This window comes from Pseudomonas sp. UBA6699 (genome assembly GCF_002454615.1).
Lineage (GTDB): Bacteria > Pseudomonadota > Gammaproteobacteria > Pseudomonadales > Pseudomonadaceae > Aquipseudomonas > Aquipseudomonas juntendi.
The window spans coordinates 1-20,283 of the sequence record NZ_DKJF01000085.1; the positions used below are offsets into that span (position 1 = coordinate 1).

The 20,283-nt window shown below is 63.1% G+C and carries 17 protein-coding genes, 2 tRNA genes and 2 pseudogenes; 7 read left to right on the forward strand and 14 right to left on the reverse strand.

What is annotated here, in order from left to right:
* Window positions 1–148: 148 nt before the first annotated feature.
* Window positions 149–916 (reverse strand): hypothetical protein, encoded by a 768-nt coding sequence (locus B3361_RS16755; RefSeq protein WP_009683625.1) that lies wholly within the window; start codon window positions 914–916, stop codon window positions 149–151.
* A 267-nt stretch (window positions 917–1,183) separates the two neighbouring features.
* On the opposite strand from B3361_RS16755, the gene B3361_RS16760 reads away from it, so the two are divergent.
* The 3 genes from B3361_RS16760 to B3361_RS16770 all read left to right on the forward strand — a co-directional run bounded on the left by B3361_RS16760 (window position 1,184) and on the right by B3361_RS16770 (window position 3,509).
* Window positions 1,184–1,259 (forward strand) — tRNA-Glu (locus B3361_RS16760).
* 4 nt (window positions 1,260–1,263) lie between these two features.
* Window positions 1,264–1,339, forward strand: a tRNA-Gly gene (locus B3361_RS16765).
* Window positions 1,340–1,565: 226 nt separating this feature from the next.
* Window positions 1,566–3,509, forward strand: a complete 1,944-nt coding sequence (locus B3361_RS16770) for a tyrosine-type recombinase/integrase (RefSeq protein WP_012614046.1) — start codon at window positions 1,566–1,568, stop codon at window positions 3,507–3,509.
* Between the two features lie 66 nt (window positions 3,510–3,575).
* On the opposite strand, the gene B3361_RS16775 is transcribed toward B3361_RS16770, so the two are convergent.
* Complete coding sequence (locus B3361_RS16775; RefSeq protein ID WP_012614047.1) at window positions 3,576–4,217, reverse strand: substrate-binding domain-containing protein; 642 nt, start codon at window positions 4,215–4,217, stop codon at window positions 3,576–3,578.
* Window positions 4,218–4,321: 104 nt separating this feature from the next.
* On the opposite strand from B3361_RS16775, the gene B3361_RS16780 reads away from it, so the two are divergent.
* The gene (locus tag B3361_RS16780) at window positions 4,322–4,615 is read left to right on the forward strand and encodes a helix-turn-helix domain-containing protein (protein ID WP_024082527.1); all 294 of its coding nucleotides are present in this window, start codon (window positions 4,322–4,324) and stop codon (window positions 4,613–4,615) included.
* A 26-nt stretch (window positions 4,616–4,641) separates the two neighbouring features.
* Here B3361_RS16780 and B3361_RS16785 read toward each other — a convergent pair whose 3' ends face one another.
* Together B3361_RS16785 and B3361_RS16790 are read right to left on the reverse strand one after the other, a co-directional pair.
* Window positions 4,642–5,535, reverse strand: coding sequence for a LysR family transcriptional regulator (locus tag B3361_RS16785; protein ID WP_012614048.1), 894 nt, complete (start codon window positions 5,533–5,535; stop codon window positions 4,642–4,644).
* A gap of 320 nt (window positions 5,536–5,855) precedes the next feature.
* Window positions 5,856–6,425 (reverse strand): annotated as a pseudogene (locus B3361_RS16790) (4-hydroxyphenylpyruvate dioxygenase family protein); the annotation flags it as partial.
* 25 nt (window positions 6,426–6,450) lie between these two features.
* On the opposite strand from B3361_RS16790, the gene B3361_RS16795 reads away from it, so the two are divergent.
* Together B3361_RS16795 and B3361_RS16800 are read left to right on the forward strand one after the other, a co-directional pair.
* Window positions 6,451–6,669, forward strand: a complete 219-nt coding sequence (locus tag B3361_RS16795; RefSeq protein WP_017511446.1) for an Lrp/AsnC ligand binding domain-containing protein — start codon at window positions 6,451–6,453, stop codon at window positions 6,667–6,669.
* A gap of 100 nt (window positions 6,670–6,769) precedes the next feature.
* Window positions 6,770–6,964, forward strand: a complete 195-nt coding sequence (locus B3361_RS16800; protein ID WP_012614049.1) for a heavy-metal-associated domain-containing protein — start codon at window positions 6,770–6,772, stop codon at window positions 6,962–6,964.
* Window positions 6,965–7,038: 74 nt separating this feature from the next.
* Here the strand turns inward: B3361_RS16800 and B3361_RS23935 are convergent.
* The 4 genes and pseudogenes from B3361_RS23935 to B3361_RS16825 all read right to left on the reverse strand — a co-directional run bounded on the left by B3361_RS23935 (window position 7,039) and on the right by B3361_RS16825 (window position 11,343).
* A pseudogene (locus B3361_RS23935) lies at window positions 7,039–7,775 on the reverse strand (MauE/DoxX family redox-associated membrane protein).
* Between the two features lie 223 nt (window positions 7,776–7,998).
* Window positions 7,999–8,337 (reverse strand): ISC system 2Fe-2S type ferredoxin, encoded by a 339-nt coding sequence (gene fdx / locus B3361_RS16815; protein ID WP_012614051.1) that lies wholly within the window; start codon window positions 8,335–8,337, stop codon window positions 7,999–8,001.
* Between the two features lie 15 nt (window positions 8,338–8,352).
* Window positions 8,353–8,832: a Cu(I)-responsive transcriptional regulator gene (gene cueR, locus B3361_RS16820; protein WP_012614052.1), complete on the reverse strand. Its 480-nt coding sequence runs from the start codon at window positions 8,830–8,832 to the stop codon at window positions 8,353–8,355.
* Between the two features lie 15 nt (window positions 8,833–8,847).
* Entirely contained in the window at window positions 8,848–11,343 is a 2,496-nt protein-coding gene (locus tag B3361_RS16825; RefSeq protein ID WP_017511447.1) for a heavy metal translocating P-type ATPase, read from the reverse strand.
* A 235-nt stretch (window positions 11,344–11,578) separates the two neighbouring features.
* Between B3361_RS16825 and B3361_RS16830 the strand changes: the two genes are divergently transcribed.
* Window positions 11,579–11,935: an ArsR/SmtB family transcription factor gene (locus B3361_RS16830; RefSeq protein ID WP_015912826.1), complete on the forward strand. Its 357-nt coding sequence runs from the start codon at window positions 11,579–11,581 to the stop codon at window positions 11,933–11,935.
* A 109-nt stretch (window positions 11,936–12,044) separates the two neighbouring features.
* Here the strand turns inward: B3361_RS16830 and lpdA are convergent, their stop codons facing one another.
* The 6 genes from lpdA to B3361_RS16860 all read right to left on the reverse strand — a co-directional run bounded on the left by lpdA (window position 12,045) and on the right by B3361_RS16860 (window position 20,099).
* Window positions 12,045–13,472, reverse strand: a complete 1,428-nt coding sequence (lpdA, locus tag B3361_RS16835; protein ID WP_015912827.1) for a dihydrolipoyl dehydrogenase — start codon at window positions 13,470–13,472, stop codon at window positions 12,045–12,047.
* A 105-nt stretch (window positions 13,473–13,577) separates the two neighbouring features.
* Window positions 13,578–13,976 (reverse strand): hypothetical protein, encoded by a 399-nt coding sequence (locus B3361_RS16840; protein WP_015912828.1) that lies wholly within the window; start codon window positions 13,974–13,976, stop codon window positions 13,578–13,580.
* Between the two features lie 53 nt (window positions 13,977–14,029).
* On the reverse strand, window positions 14,030–17,176 hold the full coding sequence (locus B3361_RS16845; RefSeq protein ID WP_012614056.1) for an efflux RND transporter permease subunit: 3,147 nt from the start codon (window positions 17,174–17,176) through the stop codon (window positions 14,030–14,032).
* A 13-nt stretch (window positions 17,177–17,189) separates the two neighbouring features.
* Window positions 17,190–18,305 carry an efflux RND transporter periplasmic adaptor subunit gene (locus B3361_RS16850; protein ID WP_003821159.1) on the reverse strand — a complete coding sequence of 372 codons (1,116 nt, stop codon included), beginning with the start codon at window positions 18,303–18,305 and terminating at the stop codon, window positions 17,190–17,192.
* Entirely contained in the window at window positions 18,302–18,853 is a 552-nt protein-coding gene (locus tag B3361_RS16855; protein ID WP_015912829.1) for a hypothetical protein, read from the reverse strand. Before B3361_RS16855 ends, B3361_RS16850 begins: the two co-directional genes overlap by 4 nt.
* Before the next feature lie 34 nt (window positions 18,854–18,887).
* On the reverse strand, window positions 18,888–20,099 hold the full coding sequence (locus B3361_RS16860) for a TolC family protein (RefSeq protein ID WP_223656232.1): 1,212 nt from the start codon (window positions 20,097–20,099) through the stop codon (window positions 18,888–18,890).
* Window positions 20,100–20,283: the final 184 nt, after the last annotated feature.

The following is a 20,283-nucleotide window of genomic DNA, read 5'->3' on the forward strand; positions in this document are numbered from 1 at the left end:
CGAGCGCAGCTCGCGATGCGCCGCGCGGGCGGCGCTAGCTCAAACAGGCGCTGCATACGTTGAGGCAAACACCTGTCAGCCCTGATGCGATCACCGTGGGAGCTGGCTTGCCGGCGATAGGGCCATCAAATCCACAACAAATTCCGGATCAGTCGTACATCACCTTCTTCTTCCAGGTCTCGTCCTCATCGGTCTTGAGGCCCTGGGTCAGTTCGTTGTGTTCGTCCTCAGCCGGTTCCATCTGGTCCAGCACCTGGGCGTTGGCCCGGCCCAGCAGTTTCTCCAGGTACGTCAGCTGCTCTTCATACACCTTCGGCTCCGGCTGCTTGCGCAGGTACTGCACCCCCCGTTCAAATGCCAGGCGGGCTTGGCCTGGCTGGCCTTTCTGCAGGGCCTGCTGGCCGAGGTTGTTGAAGAACTCGATATGCAGCAGCACCAGAATGTGGCGGATCTCCTTGACCCAGTGCTTGGCCTCCGGCGCAGGCAGGAAGCCCTCATGCGCGGCCCGGGTCACCTGGTTGTGCAGTGCTTCCAGCAAGAAGCGCACATCCTTGGCCTTGACCTCGGTCTGGATCGGGTTGGGCGGGTTGTTCACCGGGATCTTTTCACCCAGGGCGATCAGCCCTTCCAGTTCGGCCATGCGTGCCTTCAACTGGGCATTGTGCTTGTCCACCGCCAGCTGGCGCTGGTTGAGGTTGAGCTCCAGGCGGGTCAGCAGCAGCTTCAGCGCCGGGGTCATGAACTGGCCTGGGAAGGTCTCGGTGATTTCGCCGCAGCGGCGCAGGCGGTCGGCCAGTTCGATCTTCAGGCGGGCGCGCTCCAGCTTGCCGTTCTCGACCACATTGTTGAGGTAGCCGATCACGATCAGCAACGCGATACCCGCTACGATGAGCAGGGTGATCAGAAGTGGTGTCACCGTTAATGCCTCATTGAAGAAGAATTACAGCGTTGAGTGTAGTGAGTTTGCCTCGGAGCGAATAGCGGCACAGGCAAACCCGTTCTCTATATCGACAAGCCAGCCCGCATCTGCACCCCGACCCACCCGGAAGTCATTGATTTAAATAAATTTCTACAAAGGGGTTGACGCCTGTATCAAGCATCCATAGAATGCGCGCCACTTGCAGCGTAAAGCACACAGTGAAACGCGGCAGGGAGTGAAAGCAGGCAGCGATGCCAGCAGCGTGTCCCCTTCGTCTAGTGGCCTAGGACACCGCCCTTTCACGGCGGTAACAGGGGTTCGAGTCCCCTAGGGGACGCCAAATTGCGGGAATAGCTCAGTTGGTAGAGCACGACCTTGCCAAGGTCGGGGTCGCGAGTTCGAGTCTCGTTTCCCGCTCCAGATAGTGATCTACAGACTTCTACTGACGTCTGTAAGTCGTTGAAAAGAGGGGCTTTGGCCCCTTTTTTCATTCCAGCGAGCGCCACGGAAATCCACCCACAGCTACCGTTTTTGAGTGACCAATTGAGGCACAAGAATACGGTTGGGACGGCTACCGGATAGTTGCTGGGGCTGAGCGGGAACCATGACGAGCATTAGGCCTAAGTCATAACTTAGGAGCCTCGAAATGGCACTCTCTGATCTGACAGTCCGGCAGGCAAGAACCACCGGCAAGCGCTACACCCTCTCCGATAACGACTGCCTGGGCCTGATGGTCTCTGCCGCAGGCGGCAAGTCGTGGATCTTCCGATACTACTGGCTGGGCAAGCAAAAGCGCATGTCCCTGGGTGGCTATCCCGCCCTCAGTCTGCGCGAGGCCCGCGCCGAGCGGGACAAGGCTCAGGTTCTGCTCGCCAAGGGCATTGATCCCCAAATCGAACGCGACCAGCGCCGGCACGCGGCCAAGCTGGCGGGCGAATACACCTTCAAGAACGTCTTCGATGCTTGGGTCGAGCATCGCCGCAAGGAACTCAAGGAAGGCCGTCAGAGCACGCTTTCGCAGATCCTGCGCATCTTCAACAAGGACGTGCTGCCTACCCTGGGGAAGATGTCGATCTACGACATTCGACGGCCCCAGCTCGTGGGCGTCGTGGCGGCGATCGAGAAACGCAAGGCGTTCACCACCGCCGAGAAGGTCCGCACCTGGTTCAACCAGATGTTCCGCTATGCCCTGGTCATCGCCGAAGGGCTGGAAGTCAATCCGGCCGCGGACCTGGACGTGGTGGCCGAGCCCAAGCCCCCGGTGGCCCACAACCCCTATCTGCACCTGCCCGAGCTGCCCGAGTTCCTTCAGAAGCTCCGGCGCTACAACCCCCGGGGCTGGCAGACCCAGCTTGGCGTCCGGCTGCTGTTCCTGACGGGGGTGCGCACGGGCGAGTTGCGCCTGGCCGAGCCTGAGCAATTCGACCTCGACCGCGGCTTGTGGATCATCCCGCCGCAGGTCGTCAAGCAACTCCAGGACGAAATGCGCAAGGCCGGCAAGCGGCCGCAGGACGTGCCGCCCTACATCGTGCCCCTGTCCCTGCAGGCCATCGAGATCGTGCGCTATCTCCTGGGCGTGATGCGTCCAGCGCAGAAGTACCTGCTGTCGCATCGCAGCGAACTCAAGAAGCGCATCAGCGAGAACACCCTCAACAAGGCCGTGCAGCTCATGGGCTACGAGGGGCGCCTGACCGGCCACGGCATCCGCGGCACCATCTCGACCGCGCTCAACGAGATCGGATACCCGAAGATTTGGGTGGACGCTCAGCTTTCGCACTCCGACCCCAACAAGGTGAGTTCGGCCTACAACCACGCCAAGTACGTGGAGCCTCGGCGTCGCATGATGCAGGACTGGGCAGACCGTCTTGACCTGCTCGAACAGGGTGAAGTCGAAGCCGCGAGCGCGCATCTGACCATCCGTATCGACGGGGTGCCGGCAATGGCGGAAGTGGAGGAAGTGGTGGGCGCGGTCTCCACGACTGCTGAGCCTGTTGTCCCCGGCGTGCCGCCCGTGGTGGCCACGCCTATCGTCGTGACCCCCAACAGCGGCGGAATCATGTTCCAGCGGCTGTCGCAGGTGCCGCCGCCTCCGGTGCATGCCCCGGAGCCGGAAGTCTCCGCGATCCAGCGCGAGCGCGAGGAAATGCTGGCCATCTACGAGTCGCCGAACAATCTGCCGGTCCCGCTGTTCGGCAAGCTGGCCGGGAAGTCCAAGGACCAGATCAACCGCGAGCTGAAGGCGGGCAAGCTGCTGTCGATCAGCCTGGGCAACCGGGGGCAGCGGGTTCCCGACTGGCAACTGGTGCCGCTCAAGCACAAGCTGGCCCAAGTGCTCATGAACCAATGCCCGCACGCCGATTCGTGGGACCTGTACCGCATGCTGACCCAGCCTCACCCCGACCTGGGTGATCGTGCGGCCATTGATGCGGTCACGCCAACGAACGTGCCCGCAATCATCCGGGTTCTCATGGGCGACTACCAGCACCATGCGGATGTGCCCGAGGCCGTTGCCCCGCGGCCCATCCCCGAGGACGTGCGGCAGAGCGTCCGCCGACTGGTGGACAGCGCAGCGGTGCTTGAAGGGGTCTAGTCCGGTCTAGTCCCATGCTGCAACCTATGGCCGGGATGAGACGGCTCCGGCCTATAGGAGTGCCTGCTACAGGGCGCCTGCCTCGGCGATCTGCAGCGCCCTGCGCTCGAAACGCTTGGCAGCAGAATCTGCTTGCGCGTGGGGCCGTTGGAGGTACGTCACGATCTCATAGGGGCCATCGGCGAGCGGTCGCATGCTTACCCCCCATTGATGGGCACGCTCGATGCGCGATTGCGCGCATACGCCGATGCCGTAGCCGGCTGAAACCCACAGCGCCATCATCTCGAATGAAGTTGCAGGCAGGATGTTCTCTTGGTCCACTGGCATCAGGGAGGCCAACCTCTCGTCCAGCAAGGGACAAGCCTCCGCCTGCCAGCGATAGATTGGATAGTCCTGAAGATCGGAGATGGTGAGCTTCGCCTGATCAACCAAACGGAACCGCGGTGGTATCGCGACGGCCATGCTTTCGCACCACAGCCTCCGGCTACTCGTCAGGTGATCCCCCGCACTGCTAAGAGATAGCCCCGCGTCGTAGCGGCCCTCATGCAGGCCCGTTACCAGCTCTTGATCCGAAACTTCACGCACGGCGATCGCGACACCCGGCTCGTGCGCTCGCTGCAGTGCAAGCAGCGCCGACAGCCGTGAAGACGGCACACCTGGCGCTATGGCGAGTGTGAAATTCGGGGACGGTCTGATGGCGTTGTGCATGGATGCCCCCAAGAGGCAACGGGATCGAAAAGAGCAGCCGACATCATACTCAAGAGATATCTTTAACGTGGTTAAAGATCAGTGATTCCATGACGCTTCTGCGAATGCAGAAGCGCACTATTCGGCCTGGACGGCCCGCCGGAGTAACCACCTATGAGTCCGCACCGGCGTTGGCGTTCGGGCAAGCGGTGCGAGCCGCTCGCCTGGCTCAGGGGATTGCTCAGGATGAGTTCGCGGGCTTGGCGGGGATCGCGCGCTCGCACATGGGCAAGATTGAGCGCGGCGAGCACATGCCGACACTCGCTCTCATTCTAAAAATTTCCCTGGCTCTCAAGATCAGCTCGGCCGAACTGATGACGGCCACGGAGCGCAACCTCTACCTTCAGGGCGATGCGTGACGCCGGATGTGGCGCAGGCGTCGTAGCTAATCGCTCTTTGGCGAACGCAAACGCTCGATGAAGCGCTCTACGGGTGCGGATAGTCCGCTACCGCCTTCGGGCCGAAGCAGGTAGGTGATGATGACGGCCGAATCGAGCGCCAACGGCCGGATCACCACGTCGGGACGTTGACACGCCGCGATTCGGGTCGCCGTTGCGAAGCCGATGCCGTAACCAGCTCCGACCAATGTGAGCATCATGTCCAGCGACGAGACATGCTCAACGATGGTGGACTCGCGCTCCAGGGGATGTAGCAGCCGGGTCAATTCGCGGCAGTAGCCCTCGCAAAGCTGCGGATCGCACATCACCAGCGGGTAACTCACGAGTTCACGTAGCGACACTTCCTTGTGGGCCAGCAACGGGTGCCGGATCGGCACGGTCACCACCAGCGGGTCCTGCCAGATGGGCTCCGTCACCAGTCCGTCGCCGACGTCCGCGGTGTGTGCGAAACCGATCGCGAAGTCGCCGGATCGCAGTCCCCGCAACTGTTCCGCCAGGGTGACCTCGGAGAGCCGTATTTCGATCTCCGGCTCCTCCTGGCGGCACAGGGCAAGAAGTGCAGACAGCCGCGGGTCGATGGCGCCATCGGAGATGGCGATGCGCACGCTGCCTCTTAGGCCTGCGGCGATCGCCCTGACGTTTTCTCGTGCCTGCTCCAGGTTGGTGAACAGCCTGCGAATGTCCTGAAGGAAGGTGGTGCCCGCTGGCGTCAACCGCGTTCCCCGCCGATCGCGGTCAAAGAGCAGCACCCCCAGTTCGTCTTCCAATTCCTTGATCGTGCGGGACAGCGGCGGCTGCTCGATGTGCAAGCGCTCCGCAGCACGGGTGAAATGCAGCTCTTCGGCGAGAGCCACGAAGCAGCGCAAATGACGAAGTTCCATGGGCACGTCCTTCAGCAATCCTGGTCATTGGGTTGGCCACGGCGCATTGCTGCCGAAGTGCGCTTAGAGGGGGCGACGTAGTGCTGGGTCCCTCTTCAGGGCGAGGAAAAAGGCCATCGGTGTATCTGAATAAGAATACATATGTTCATGTATTAACTCAAGTCAAGGGCGGTAGCAACTGTTTCGGAACGTGACGCCGAAGCCAACCCGCTCAATGCTTGAGCGGCTAAGGCAGTACTGACGCCAAAGTAGCGCGAGCCCACAGAGGGGCTCGCGAGATGTAGGACTGAAGGCGCTCTGCCTTCATGGAAAGGCCCAAATCAGGCCGGGTTGATTTCCAACGAGCCACGGTTGATCTGGTCGCGTTCCATCGACTCGAACAAGGCACCGAAGTTTCCTTCGCCGAAGCCCTCGCGGTAGTTGCCCTTGCGCTCGATGAACTCGAAGAACACCGGGCCAAGCAGCGGCTCGGAGAATATCTGCAGCAGCAGGCGGGGCTGGCCGCCTTCGGTCGTGCCGTCGAGCAGAATGCCGCGCGCCTGCAACTCGGGTACGGGCTGGCCATGGCCGGGCAGGCGCTTTTCCAAGTTTGCGTAATAGATGTCGTTGGGGGCGGTCAGCAGCGGGATACCGGCCATCTGCACGCGGTCGAGCGCATCGAGTAGGTTGTCGCACAGCAGGGCGATGTGCTGGATGCCCTCGCCGCTGAACTGCATCAAGAATTCCTCAATCTGGCCGCCGCCCTGGCGTGCTTCCTCGTTCAGCGGGATGCGGATCAGGCCGTCCGGCGCGCTCATCGCCTTGGAGGCTAGGCCGGTGTACTCGCCGTTGATGTCGAAGTAGCGGATCTCTTGGAAGTTGAAGAACTTCGTGTAGAAGTCGGCCCAGTACTCCGACTCGCACAAGCGCAATCCCATGGACGTGTTCCGCGCGTCTGTCCAGAACTGGCCAGAGGTTGTGGAGTGCCATGCGCTGACCGGCGACATGGACTATCTGCTGCGGGTGGTCGTCATGGACATGGCTCACTACTCCCGCTTCGTGCTCGACACGCTGCTCAAGCACCCCAGCGTGCAGGACTGCAAGACCAGCTTCGTGCTGGATCGCGTAAAGAGCACCACGGCCTTGCCCCTATGAGCATTCGGCCGGTTGGTGTGGCGGGGATGCAAATAGCGATTGACCTTCCAACGGTGGCAAGGAGCACACTTCAAACACCCCAACCCGAAAGGAGTTTTCCATGCAATTCCATCTCGAAGACATGACCTGCGGCGGCTGCGCCCGCACTGTGACGAAAACGATCCAAATGATCGACCCCAACGCCAAGATCGTCACGGACCCGCCGACCCGCCGTGTCGAGGTCCAGACCTCGGCCTCGCAAGAGCAGATCGCCGCGGCCCTGAGCGAAGCTGGCTTCCCGCCGCGCGCGCAGTAACACCGCATCGTGGCCGGCATGCACACAGGACGGCCGATGCGAGCACGTGCGCTGCGCCGTACCTGGCGCGGCGCTCAGTGCATCCCAAGGTAGGCCGACCTTGGCCACAGGGCCATCGCCACCATCATCAGGTTCTCGGTCAGGGACACGAAGCCCAGCGGCACGTTGCTGTCCCCGCCCACGCAGGCGCACTTGAGTTCCCGGCGATCGACATAGACCGCCTTGAAAACCGACACGGCCCCGACGGTCCCGATGAACAGCGCCAACGGAATCGACACCCACATCCCCACGCCCGCGACCATCTGGACGCCTGCGATGGCCTCCGCGAACGGGTAGAAATAGGCATACCGAACCCAGCGCTTGGCCAGCAGGTCGTCGCGAAGCCGTCCACGTCCTTGAGCTTCTGCAGCGCCAGGAGGCACATGGCAAAGGCCACGAACCACTCTGCCGCCTGAATGCTCTAGACTTGGCCGAAGGCCGCCCAGCTCGCCGCCAGCGCCATTGCGGCCGCCGTGGCGAACAGCGCGATCACAGGGGTCTAGGTCACGGCGTTCTTGTCCTTCACGGACATGCCGAAGAATTTGCGTAGGTCGTCGTAGCCGCCCACGCGCCGCCCGTTTATGAAGACCTGGGGCGTGGTCTCGATGCCATGCTCCTTCTTGAACGCATCCGTCTGCTCGCGGCTTGCCAAGTGTTTGTCCTCGACCTCGTAGCCCTTGCGGTTGAGCAGATCGAGCGACTTCAGCCCGTAGGGGCAGGTATGGCCGGGCATGACCATTCGGTAGAGCGTGGCTAGCTTGGGCGCAGACATGCAGGACTTCTCCTGTGGGACTTTCCATGGGCCGGCCGTCACGGATTTAAGGACGTTGATGACCTTTCCAGCCTAACCGACGACCGTGCAAAGGGAGTGTAGACACCTGGCTCGCGGGTTGGTCTGGCCCACGGGTTGGTTATCTGGCGGCAATGCCGTCAGTCCTCCATCTGCCAGAGCAACCCTGCCGCAGGCCGGTGCGCCTGAGGCAGCACGCAGGCTCCTAGTGGTTCTCCTTGGCATGGTTGATCGTGTACTTGGGGATCTCGACGGTCAGGTCTTCGGTCGCAACGATGGCCTGGCAGCTCAGCCGCGACTGCGCCTCCAGTCCCCAGGCCCGGTCGAGCAGATCGTCCTCGCATTCCTCGACTTCGTTTAGAGAATCGAACCCCTTGCGCACGATGCAGTGACAGGTCGTGCAGGCACAGCTCATGTCGCAGGCATGCTCGATCTCGATGCCGTTGTCCAGCAGGGCCTCGCAGATCGAAGTGCCTGCTGGCACGTTCAGTTCGGCTCCCTCAGGCGCCAGTTCAGGATGGGGCAAGACGGTGATTTTGGGCATATCTCTCCTGGCTGCTCAGTGCGCACACGGCTTTTTTCCTGCTGCGTTGGCTCGCGCGCGGCGCGGCACTGCGCCAGTGCGCGCTTCGGGCTTGTTGTCACTGATATCGGGCTGCTCCAGCGTGTGCAGGATCGGGCAGTCGGGCCGTTCGTCGCCGGCGCAACACCGGATCAGCGCCTTGAGCGTCGCGGCCATCTCCAGCATGCTCTCGATGCGCCGGTCCAACTCGTCGATGTGTTGCTGGGCCAGACGCTTTACATCAGCACTCTGGCGCGACTTGTCATTCCACAGTCCCAGCAAGTCCGTGATCTCGGCCACCGAGAAGCCGAGGTCGCGCGAACGCCGGATGAAATGCAACCGGTGAACGTCGTCCTGGGTATAGGCGCGGTAGCCCGAATCGGTGCGGTCAGCCGGAGGGATCAGACCGATTTGCTCGTAGTAGCGGATCATTTTGGCCGAGACCTTCGAGGCCTTGGATGCTTCACCGATGTTCATGGTGTTCCTCCTTTCTCAATGAGCGGTATCCGCCGCCAGCGGCGGCTGGAAGCGGCGCAGGCGCAGCGCGTTGCCGAGCACGAACACGCTGGACAGCGCCATCGCGCCAGCCGCGAAGATCGGCGACAACAGCACACCGTATGCGGGGTACAGGACGCCAGCGGCCACCGGGATCAGGGCCGTGTTGTAGCCAAACGCCCAGAACAGGTTCTGGCGGATGTTGCCGATGGTCGCCTTGGACAGCGCGATGGCGTTGGGCACGCCCTGCAGGTTGCCCGACATCAGCACTACGTCGGCCGACTCCACCGCCACGTCGGTGCCGGTGCCGATGGCCAGGCCCACGTCGGCCTCGGCCAGCGCCGGGGCGTCGTTGATGCCGTCGCCCACGTAGGCGATCTGGCCGTGGCTGGCTTTCAGCCGGCGCACGGCTTCGACCTTGCCCTCGGGCAGCACTTCGGCCACCACCTCGTCGATGCCCAGTTGCTTGGCGATGGCCTGCGCGGTACGCGCGTTGTCGCCGGTGATCATCGCCACCTTCAGGCCGAGCTGGTGCAACGCGGCAATGGCCGCGGGCGTGCTGGACTTGATCGGATCGGCCACCGCGATGATGGCGGCCAGCCGGCCGTCGATCGCGGCGTACAGCGGTGACTTGCCCTCGTTGCCCAGGCGCTCGGCCGTGCGAGCGAAGCTGCCCACGTCCAACCCCAGCTCACGCATGAAGCGATCGGCACCGACCTCGACACGCGCGCCGTCCACGGTGGCGCGCACGCCCATGCCCGTGACCGAATCGAAGTCTGTCATCGTCGGCAGCGCGATGCCACCTTCCACGGCCGACTCGACGATGGCGCGTGCGATCGGATGCTCCGAGCGCGATTCGACAGCGGCGACCTTCGCCAGCACCTGGTTGCGGTCAAAGCCGTCGGCAATCTCCAGGTCGGTCAGGACCGGGCGGCCCTCGGTCAGCGTGCCGGTCTTGTCCACGGCCACCACCTTGGCGTCCTTGAGCAGTTGCAGGGCTTCACCCTTGCGGAACAGCACGCCCATCTCGGCGCCCCGGCCCGTGCCGACCATGATGGAGGTCGGCGTCGCCAAACCCATGGCGCAAGGGCAGGCAATGATCAGCACCGCCACGGCATTGACCAGCGCGAAGGACAGCGCGGGCGACGGGCCGAACACCAGCCAGACCAGGAAGGTCAGCACCGCGGCCAGCATGACGGCGGGCACGAACCACAGCGTCACCTTGTCCACCACGGCCTGGATCGGCAGCTTGGAACCTTGCGCCTGCTCGACCATGCGGATGATCTGCGCCAGCATGGTCTGACCGCCCACGGCGGTGGCACGCAGCGTCAGCGCACCCTTCTGGTTGACGGTGCCGCCGACCACGGTGCTGCCTTCCGCCTTTTCGACGGGAATCGGCTCGCCGGTGATCATCGACTCGTCCACGAAGCTGCGGCCCTCGGTCACTTCACCATCGACCGGCACGCGCTCGCCGGGGCGCACTTCCACGATGTCGCCCTGCGCCACGTCGTTGATCGGGATGTCCACGATGCGGCCGTCGCGCAGCACGTGCGCCTCCTTGGCCTGCAGGCCGATCAGGCGCTTGATGGCCTCGGAGGTGCGGCCCTTGGCCCGTGCCTCAAGAAAGCGGCCCAGCAGGATCAGCGCCACGATGACGGCTGCCGCCTCGTAGTACACGTTCACCGTGCCGGCCGGCAGCAGACTGGGCGCGAACGTGGCGACCATCGAATAACCGAAGGCCGCGGCCGTGCCGACCGCGACCAGCGAGTTCATGTCGGGACCCAGGCGGAACAGCGCCGGGAAGCCCTTCTCATAGAAGCGCCAGCCCGGAATGGCGAGCACCAGCAGGGTCAGCACGAACTGCAGATACCAGCTCTGCTGGATGCCAATGGTGGAAGCCACCCACTCGTGCATGCCGGGAATCATGTGCGAGCCCATTTCGAGCACGAACACAGGCAGCGCCAGCACGGCGGCCAGGGTCAGGTCGCGCTTGAGTTCGGCGCGCTCGGCGTCCTTTTTCTCGGCAGCTTCCTCGTCGGCCTGCATGCCTGTATCGACCGGGCTGGCCTCGTAGCCGACCTTATCGACAGCAGCAATCAGATCCTGCACGGATGCTACGCCACGCACGGTAGCGCGCTCGGTCGCCAGATTGACCACAGCCTCAGTGACGCCCGGCACCGCCTTGAGCGCCTTCTCGACGCGGCCCACGCACGAAGCGCAGGTCATGCCTCCGATCGCCAGCTCGATGGTGCCCTGAGGCACGTCGTACCCTACCTTCTCGATCGCCTGGATCAGCGCCATGCGATCGACAGGACGGTTCAGGCGAATGTCCGCTCGCTCGGTGGCGAGATTGACAGACACGCTTGCCACGCCCTCGACCTTGGCAAGGGCGGCCTCGACTCGGCCGACACAGCTTGCGCAGGTCATGCCCTCGATGGGCAGGCTGATTGCCGCTGCTTGGGCGCCAGCACTACTCGTTGTTGCCATGCTCATGGTGTGCTTCCCATAGTTGAAATTCGACATGGAGGGAGCTTAGGGTTTACCATCGTGGGAAGGTCAAGCGCTTTTTCGGATGCTGTCAGGTTTCAGAAATGACCCGGTGCACGGGGAACGGAGGCCTTGCCTGCCAGGCTCGCACTGGTTCTTTGCTGCGCGCGCCTAAGCGGCCGCTGCCTTGTTAATTCTGAAGGGCGAAAACAGCCATTCGAGGTTAGGAAATATTTTAAAAATGAATACAAGTAAGCCATTCAGTACCCCACCGAAGGGTCCCAGCGCCGATTTGGAATCGCTGTCACAGAATGACGTGACCATCTTGGCTGAGACATTCCGCCTCCTGGGTGACCCGTCCCGGCTGAGAATCATGCTGTGCTGCATGAAAGGCTCTTCCTCGGTCGGGGACATCGCTGAAACCCTCGAACTCTCGCAGTCGCTGGTGAGCCACCACCTGCGGCTGCTGCGCGGTGCTCGCCTGGTCAAGGGCGTGCGCCAAGCCAAACAGATCTTCTATGAGGTGGCGGACAAGCACGTGAACCAGGTGCTGCTGGATATGGCCACCCACATCGCGGAAGACCACAACGACGAGTAACTGTTGGGCATAGCATGCCGTTGCGGCGTGGCCTACGTTCCATGGCGATATGCGCCCCACCGCCCGCAGCTGCGTTCGGTGAGGTGGTTTGGATGCCGCTTCCGATCAATCAGAAGTTGAGCGCGCGCTTGTCCACGGCCAGCGAGGCCTCTTTGAACGTCTCGGAGAGGGTCGGATGGGCAAAGCAGATGCGGGCGATGTCTTCGCTGCTGGCCTTGAACGCCATGGCGATCACGGCCTCGGCCACCAGTTCACTGGCCTGCGGGCCGACCACATGCACGCCGAGTATCTCATCAGTGGCAGGATCGGCGATCACCTTGACGAGGCCCGGCGTGTCGCCCAGCGCACGCGCGCGGCCATTGGCCATGAACGGGAAGGAACCGATTCGATAGGCGGTGCCCTGCTCTTTGAGCTGCTGCTCGGTGCGGCCTACCCAGGCAATCTCTGGGCTGGTGTAGATGACGTTGGGGATCGTATTGAAATCGACGTGACCGTGCTGGCCGGCAATGCGCTCGGCCACTGCGACACCTTCCTCTTCCGCCTTGTGCGCCAACATCGGGCCACGCACCACGTCACCGATGGCCCAGATGCCGGGCACACTGGTGCGGCATTCATCGTCCACCAGCACGGCGCCGCGCTCATCCAGTTGGAGTCCCACGGCGGCCGGATTCAGGCCTTCGGTGTTGGGCACACGGCCGATAGCCACGATCACTTTGTCTGCCTGCAAGGACTGCGTCTGGCCCTGGCTGTCGGTGTAGTGAATAGTCACGCCAGCCTCGGTTGCATTGACTTCGCGAACCTTCGCACCTAGTTCGATCTTCAGGCCTTGCTTGTCGAACGCCTTCTTCGCCTCCTTGGCGATGGCTTGGTCGACGATTGGCAGGAAGCTGGGCAAGCCTTCGAGGATCGTGACATCCGCCCCCAGGCGGCGCCAAACGGAGCCCAGCTCCAGGCCGATCACGCCGGCACCGATGACGGCCAACCGATCGGGCACGGCCGCGATGTCCAGCGCGCCGTCGTTGGAGAGCACGACCCGCTCATCGAACGGTAGGTTGGGGAGTGGCCGCACGTTGGAGCCTGTGGCAACGATGATCTGCTTGCCCACCAAGGTAACAGCCTCATCGGCGGCGACGCTCACCTCGAAGCCACCATCGACAGTCCTGGTGAAAGACGCCAGGCCGTTGAAAAACTGGACCTTGTTTTTGCGGAACAGATAAAGGATGCCTTCGTTGCTGGACTTCACGACCTGATTCTTACGTTCCAACATCGTGGTCACATCCATGCGCAGATCACCCGTGGAGATGCCGTGCGTGCCAAAGTGGTGCTTGGCTTGTTCAAAGTTCTCTGACGACTGCAGTAGCGCTTTCGAAGGGATACAACCGATGTTGTTGCAGGTGCCGCCAGGTGCTGGCTTTCCGTCCTTGTTCTTCCAGGCATCTACACAAGCGACCTTCATGCCTAATTGGGCAGCGCGAATGGCCGCGATGTATCCGCCTGGGCCGGCACCGATAACAATGACGTCGAAATGCATTTCCATGATTTACATCTCCAAAGTTTTTGAGGAAATAGTGAGCGCCTATGTCGCGCCTTTTGTCAGGTGGTCGCCAGATTACAGCTCGTTCCCTGACGATCACGTTGAACACTACGGCAGAACGAACCGGGCGCTCGCGGTATTGCCCCCACGTTCGACTTGGACGACGGCCTTCGTGCCCTTGGCTGCGGCGAAGGTCCCGCTGCCTTCGAGGCGGCTTCCGTCCGCGGCAGGCGTGAGTTGCACCTCCTGCTTTTGTGAGCCGGTCAACAGTGTGAGCTTGGCTTTGGTGTTGCTTACATTGACCTGCTTGCCGTGGTCGCGCAGGTAGAGTTGCGCTGCTGCGGGCTGAACGACCAACTCGTAGTCCACGTCCCGGACTTCGGTCACGACGCCACCATGCAGCGGCTTGTGGTCATGCGCGTGGTCATGGTCGCCTGCGGCGAAGGCGGTGACGGATGCCAGGGCGAGGGCGGTGCCGGCCGTGAGGGAACGAAATCGAACAGACATGAAAGCTCCTATAGGGTTACGGTGGTTGAAATCGGGTGACAGAAGGCGTTGCATCAGAATGCCTCCGCGTCGCGGTCGTCCAGCAGGCGTTCGGCAGGCTTGCGGCCGAACAGCCAGAACATGGCGGGTGTAAGGAAGGTGTCTAGCAGCGTGGAGCTGACCAGCCCCGAGAAGATCACCACCGCGACGGGGTGCAGGATCTCAGTACCGGGTCGGGACGCCTCGAACAGCAGCGGGGCCAGCGCGAAGGCCGTGACCAGCGCGGTCATCAGAACCGGGGAAAGCCGTTCGAGCGAGCCACGCACGATCATCTTCTGGTCGAAGTCCTCGCCCTCCATGCGCATGAGGTTGAGGTAGTGGCTCACCTTCAGGATGCCGTTGCGCACAGAAATACCCGCGAGCGTGATGAAGCCGACCAGGGCGGCCACGGACAACGGCTGGCCAGACAGCCACAGCCCCAACACGGCGCCGACCAGGGCCAATGGAATGTTCACCATGATGAGCGCTGATAGGACGACCGACTTGTAGCGCGTGTACAACACCACGAACATGAGCGTCAGGGAGACGATGGACAGCAGGCCCACCAGTCGCGAGGCTTCCTCTTGTGCCTGGAACTGGCCGCCCAGCGTGATGAAGTAGCCTTCGGGCAAGCGCACTTCTTGGACGACGCTGCGTATGTCGGCCACTACTTCGGACAGCGGCCGTCCCTGAGCGTTGGCCGACAAAACTATGCGTCGACGGCCATCGTCGCGGCTGACCTGGTTGGGGCCGTCGCTGTCTTCGATGGTGGCAAGGCGCGACAACGGGACCCGACCCATGGGCGTGTCGATGAGGATGCGGCTCAAGCCCTCAATCGACCGCGCCTGCTCGGGCAGGCGAACCACCAGCGCGAAGCGGCGGTTGCCCTCGATGACCTCGGTGATCTTTTCGCCTTCGACCAGGCTTTGCAGCGTGGACAGAATTTGCGGTGCGGCCACGCCGTAGCGTCCCGCCGCCGCATAATCCACGCGGATTTTGATCTGCGGCGCTAGGACCTGCTTTTCGATCTCCAGGTCAGCAAGCCCCGGAATTCCGGCCAGCTTGGCGCGCAGCAGATCCGCCTGCCCGCGCAGGACGTCCAGGTCCTCGCCGAACACCTTGATGGCGATCTGCGAGCGCACCCCCGACAACATGTGGTCGATGCGGTGCGAGATCGGCTGGCCAATGCCGATGGAGCCGGGCAAGTGAGCCAGACGCGAACGGATGTCGGCGGTGATCTCCTCCATGGAGCGCTTTAGCTCCGAGGCGGGCAGCAGGCCCACGTCCAGCTCGCTGACATGCACGCCTTCGGCATGCTCGTCCAGCTCGGCCCGTCCGCTGCGCCGGCCCACGTGCTGCACCTCTGGCACCTGCGCGACCAGCAGCTCGGCTTGCTGGGCAAGCGCCGAAGATTCGGCCAGCGTCACACCGGGATTCAGGCGCAGGCCCACCAGCAACGTTCCTTCATTGAACGGGGGCAGGAACGTGGTCGGGAAGAATGGCACCGCGGCGACAGCCAGTGTGACAGCCACAGCGGCCATGCCAAGGGCGGCACGCGGCCGCTGCAAGACCCGCTGCAGGCCGCCCTGATAGCGCGTCTTCAACCAGGCTAGAAGCCGAGTGTCGCCATGGTCCAGCGTCCTCATCTTGGGCAGCAGGTAGTACGAAAGCACCGGAGTGACCGTCACAGAGACCAGCAGCGAGGCCAGCGTGGAGACGATGAAGGCGATGCCCAGCGGCACGAACAAGCGCCCCTCCATCCCCGGCAGCGCGAACAGGGGCAGGAACACCAGCACAATGATCATCGTGGCGTAGAGAATCGCCGAGCGAACCTCCATCGAGGCCCTGGCAACGATGACCAGGGGCGTCAGCCGGTTCTCAGGGTGGCGGGTGCGGTCCTCCTTGAGCCGCCGCATGATGTTCTCCACATCGACCACAGCATCGTCCACGAGACCGCCGATGGCGATCGCCAGCCCACCGAGCGTCATGGTGTTGATTGATAGGCCGAAATAGTGGAACACCAGCCCGGTCACGAAGATCGAGGCAGGAATCGCGGTCAACGCGATCACCAGGGGGCGCAAAGTGCCCAGGAAGAAGAACAGGATCACCGCCACGAAGACCGATGCGCCGATGAGCTTGCCTTGCAGCGTGCTGATGGACGCCTCGATGAAGTTGGCTTGTCGGAAGGTCACCTGTGGCTCGGCCATGCCAGCCGGCAGTGAGCCCTTCATGTCCGCCAACGCTGACTCGATCGAGCGGGTCAGTGCAATCGTATCGGCCGTGGGCTGCTTTTGGATGCCCAGGATCACGGCTGGCAGGCCCTCGAAGCCCGCATCGCCGCGCTTGATGGCTGGCGCAAACTGAACATCGGCGACCTGGTGGAGCAGGATGGGTTGGCCCGCACGCACCGCGAGAGGCAGGTTACGCAGGTCGTCGAGTCGGGACGTGCGGCCCAGGTTGCGGATCAGGTACTCGCGGCCATTGATCTCCAGGAAGCCGCCGGAAGTGTTCGCGGAGAAGCCCTTGAGAGCCGCATCCAGATCGGACGCAGTCACGCCCAGCTCTGACATTCGCGTGGTGTTGGGCTGGACCTGGAACTGACGGACCTCGCCTCCGATCGGGATGACTTGGGCAACACCAGGTATGGCCATCAGCCGGGGGCGTAGCACCCAGTCCGCGTACTCGCGAGTGTCCATGGCCGACAGCGGCGGGGCTGCGTTCTTCTGCCCTGAGGGCTTGGCACCGATGGGGATTGCAATCTGCATGATCTCGCCCATCACTGAGCTGATTGGCCCCATAGTGGGCGTCACGCCCGGGGCTAGCCCTTCCTCCATGGACGTCAGGCGTTCGGAGACCATCTGGCGCGCCCGGAAGATGTCGGTCTTCCAGTCAAATGTCACGTAGATGAAGGAAAGCCCGGCGCTGGAGACCGAGCGCACGCTTTCGACGCTGGGCAGGCCGTTCATGGCCGTTTCGAGCGGGAACGTGATGAGTTGCTCGACTTCTTCGGCAGCCATGCCGCCAGCCTCCGTCATGAGAGTGACGGTCGGCTTGTTGAGATCGGGAAAGACATCTACCGGCGTGCGCGTCAGGGTGAACGCGCCATACGCCATCAGCACCAGCGCCCCGATGATGACCAGGAGCCGGTTTCGTAAGCTATTTTCGAGAAGCCACTTGAACATGGAATGGTGCCCCTCAACGAACTTGATTGATCAGGGACGCGCCCTCGACAACCACGCGGTCGCCGTCCGCCAGGCCCGAAGTGACAGCGATGGATGCACCATCCAAAGGAGTGATGTTCACGACACGCGGCTCGAAGCGCTCGGCCTGGTCTTTGACCCAGACGATGTTCTGGTTGGCAGGGTTCTTCATCAGCGCACCGGAAGGCACGCGGTAGCCAGGTACCGTCGTCGCCTCTTGCACGAAGACCACCACCGGCATACCGACCGCCAAGCGCGAGAGGCTTTCGCTGGTGCCCTTGAACAGCATGGGCAGGGCCTGCTCGCGCAGGCTGCTGGCGGCACCGACGAAGCTCAGCGGCACCTTCTGACCGCCTACTGCGAGTGCAGCACCGGCCAGGTTCTGTGCCATTGCCGGATCGTAGGCAAGCGCCTCGATGCGCAGTTGGGTCGGATCGACCACCTCAAACACCAGTTCGCGCGCATCCACGACCTGCCCGGCAACTGCGGGGCTGGATGCGATGACGCCGCTGACTGGGGCCTTCAGTACGTCCCTGCCGGCGAGGCCCCCGCTCAAGGCGCGGGCGCGTTCGGTCAGGCTGTTCACTTCGCTTTCGGCTGCTTCGATCTCCTTGCGGGGCACGGTCTCCGACAGCTCGCGCAGCCGGGCCAAGCGCTTCTGCGCGAGCGCTTGGCCCGCACGCAGCTCGGCAACCTGGGCCATCTGGCCTGAGCGCTCCAGCACACCGCTGGCCGGTTCGATGTAAGCCAGCACCTGGCCCTTGCGCACGGATTGGCCGATCTGCGGCAGACCATCCGGCCCGGGCACCAGCCGGCCCATTACCATTGCCTGGACCTTGCCGCCTGTCGTCGGGTCCATGATTACTTTGCCAGCCAGTTCATGGCTGCGGGCCAAGGGCTCCTGCTTGATCAGCTGGGTGCGTACACCGATCTGACGTTGCGACGGTTTCGGAAGAAACACGCTGCCATCAGGCTGGCGCTGGGGGCCATTGGAAGACGCAGCCGGCGCTTCGTCGCCGTGGTCATGGCCGTCGTGAGCGAACGCGGGAGCAGCCAGAGCCAATGCAGCCGCCATGGCCGTCGTCATTAGGAAACGGAAGTTGCGCTTCATGCTGCACCTCGCAGTGCACCGTTGGTGCGTGTACGTCTGCGCAGCGCCCACGCTAGGACACCGACGCCGAGGACTGCGGCACCGCCACCTAGTACGACCACACGGCCGGATGCGACGGCATGCTCGTGTTCGGCGTCTTCGCTATGAACATCGAGAACGCCCGTCAACAGGTCCGATTGGCCCTGCGCAGTAATAGTGGCCATGATTGAGGTCTCGCCATCGGATAGCGGCTCAGTCAGATCGGCCTCGAACTCTCCAACCCCGTGTGAGCTGACCTTTACCTGTTGACCACCCAGCTCGAGGGTCAGCTCGCCATCGGTCACCGGCCGGTTGTCGGCAGCATGGTCGAGGTAGAGTGTGAGACGCTGGCCGTTCAGCACACCCACCAGTTCGAAGTCATCGGAAACTGCGGCAAAGCGCGGAAGCGCGGCCGCTGCGGGGGCAGGAGCGGCTTCGCCATGGTCATGGCCGTCGCCGGCCCACGTTGCGCTACTGCCAAGCAGGAGGCTGGACAAGGCAGCTGCACGCCAGAAAGAGGATTGCGACATTTCTAAGGTTCCAGGATGGTTGAGCGCGCGCCGATCAGCGCGTGCCGGAGATGTCAGTGAAAGTCTCGGTCGGCTGCGGCAGCGTGCCTTGTGCCTGCAACAGGGACGAGATGGCCGCGGCATGCTCCACCTTGGCGAGCAGCGCCGCGCGCTCGGCCTCGGTGGCCTCCTGCTCGATGCGAAGGCGTGTCGGCATGTCCGTCTCGCCCATCGCGAACGACTTTTGGTAGAAGGTGCGCGTTTGTTGGGCTAGTCGCTGGCGCTCCGAAGCGGCCTGCATCTGGGTGCTGGTTGCCAGTTCGCGCGATTGGGCAGTTCGAATTTCCGAGAGTAGCCGGGTGCGCTGGGCCGCGAGTGCCGACTCAGCCTCCAGTGCCTGCGCATTGGCGCTGGACAATTGCTCGGTATGACGGCTACCCGTACCGAAGGGAATGCGCACACCCACCGTGATCGTCTGGTTGTAGCGTTCGCCGTAGCCGCCCCGATCCCGCGTGGTCGCCAGGGTCAGTTCGGGGTTGGCGTACTTCTGATGGGACACCAGTTCCGCAGAGCGGCGGGCCGCCAGCGCCTTGTGCTGCAGTTCCAGCAGCGCAGGGTGGTTACCCAACAACGCGCCGGACGGCTGTGCCGATGCCGGTTGAACTCGGACACCTGACTGCTCCGGCTGCGCGGAATCGGCCTGCGACGGGATACTCTCGATGCCGGTCAGTGCCAACAACGCCTCGCGCTGCGTGATTTCTTCGGCCTGAGCAATGGCCAGGGCACTACGAGCCGACGCCAAGGCGCCATCGGCCTGGTTTCTGTCGGCTTGCGCCAGGTCGCCCGCGCGAACTCGGCGAGCCACATCTTGCGCCAACTCGTCCGCGCTGCGGGTGCGATCCTGCGCCGCCACCAATTCGGCCTGGGCACGCTGCCATGCCCACCATGCCTGGCGAACCTGTCCGGCCGTGCGTAGCTTGGCGGCCAGCATCCGGCTGGATAGCGCGAGGCTTTCCGCGTCCGCCCAGCGTGCCGACGAGGCGCGCTCACCAGGCATCCAAAGGGGAATAGCCACCCCGACTTCATATTCGCGCTGTCCGTTGCGGTTGTTGAACCGATCAGTTTTGGTGGAGGCTTCCAGCGCCATCGGACCTGCCACCCAACTGCCGGCCGTCTCTTGGCGTGCTTGGGCGGCCTGCTGCCAGGCGCCTTCTCCAGCGGCTTCTGGCTGCCGCTGCCAAGCTGACTCCCACAATTGGGCGACCATGTGGCTGTCTGGTCTGGATGGGACGTGAGGGGCGGCTACTGGCTGGGCTAGCACGGTGCCGGCCCAAAGCGTGGATACCGCCCATATCCATCCCTTGCGTATGTCTTTGCGAAGCATTCAATTCTCCATCGGTGTTGCATCAGTACTTACCCCCGGCTGGGTGTTCTCTTTCCGAGCAAGTGCT